1 rRNA gene is annotated in these 1,592 nt (G+C 55.2%); it reads left to right on the top strand.

From position 1 onward, the window contains the following. The first annotated feature begins 38 nt into the window (after positions 1 to 38). Positions 39 to 1,545 (top strand): 16S ribosomal RNA (locus tag VLA04_02255). Positions 1,546 to 1,592 lie beyond the last annotated feature (47 nt).

The following is a 1,592-nucleotide window of genomic DNA, read 5'->3' as shown; positions in this document are numbered from 1 at the left end:
GGTGTAGCCTCCTGCAAGGGAGTCTTACTGGAAGCAATTTTACGGAGAGTTTGATTCTGGCTCAGAACGAACGCTGGCGGCGTGGATAAGACATGCAAGTCGAACGGAATCGTAGCAATACGGTTTAGTGGCGAAAGGGTGAGTAACACGTGGGAATCTACCAAGAAGTTCGGGATAGCTCGCCGAAAGGCGGGGTAATACCGGATGTTGTCGCAAGACCAAAGGAGGGGATCGCAAGACCTTCCGCTTTTTGACGAGCCCGCGGCCTATCAGCTTGTTGGTGAGGTAAAAGCTCACCAAGGCTATGACGGGTAGCTGGTCTGAGAGGACGACCAGCCACACTGGAACTGAGACACGGTCCAGACACCTACGGGTGGCAGCAGTCGAGAATCTTTCACAATGGGGGCAACCCTGATGGAGCGACGCCGCGTGGAGGACGAAGGTTTTCGGATTGTAAACTCCTGTCACTGCAGAACAAGGGTAGGGGGATTAATACTCCTTCTATTTGATGGTATGCGGAGAGGAAGGGACGGCTAACTCTGTGCCAGCAGCCGCGGTAATACAGAGGTCCCGAGCGTTGTTCGGATTCACTGGGCGTAAAGGGTGTGTAGGAGGCTGGGTAAGTCTGATGTGAAATCTCACCGCTCAACGGTGAAACTGCATTGGATACTGCCTGGCTAGAGAGCTTGAGGGGGAATCGGAATTCTTGGTGTAGCAGTGAAATGCGTAGATATCAGGAGGAACACCAGTGGCGAAGGCGGATTCCTGGAAAGCGTCTGACTCTGAAACACGAAAGCCAGGGGAGCAAACGGGATTAGATACCCCGGTAGTCCTGGCTGTAAACGGTGTGCGCTAGGTGTGCGCGGATTCGACCCCGTGCGTGCCGAAGGTAACCCATTAAGCGCACCGCCTGGGGAGTACGGTCGCAAGATTAAAACTCAAAGAAATTGACGGGGGCCCGCACAAGCGGTGGAGTATGTGGCTTAATTCGATGCAACGCGAAGAACCTTACCTGGGCTTGACATGCTGGTGGTAGAACCCTGAAAGGGGAACGACCTCGCAAGAGGAACCAGCACAGGTGCTGCATGGCTGTCGTCAGCTCGTGTCGTGAGATGTTGGGTTAAGTCCCGCAACGAGCGCAACCCCTATGGCTAGTTGCCCAAAGCACTCTAGCCAGACTGCCCTGTGAAACGGGGAGGAAGGTGGGGATGACGTCAAGTCAGGATGGCCCTTACGCCCAGGGCTGCACACGTACTACAATGCTCAGTACAGAGGGTTGCGATACCGCGAGGTGGAGCCAATCCCATAAAACTGAGCCCAGTTCGGATTGGAGGCTGCAACTCGCCTCCATGAAGCCGGAATCGCTAGTAATGGCGCATCAGCTACGGCGCCGTGAATACGTTCCCGGGCCTTGTACACACCGCCCGTCACATCATGAAAGCCTGTTGTACCCGAAGTGCCTCTGGCCCTAAGGTATGGCCGGTGATTGGGATGAAGTCGTAACAAGGTAGCCGTAGGGGAACCTGCGGCTGGATCACCTCCTTTCTAAGGAGCATGTGGCCACTTTCGGAAACCCCTTGCATGGGTCCGAA

It is taken from the genome of Verrucomicrobiia bacterium, assembly GCA_035460805.1.
In the GTDB taxonomy this organism is placed as follows: domain Bacteria; phylum Patescibacteriota; class UBA1384; order CAILIB01; family CAILIB01; genus DATHWI01.
This window is presented reverse-complemented; position numbering and strand designations above follow the sequence as displayed.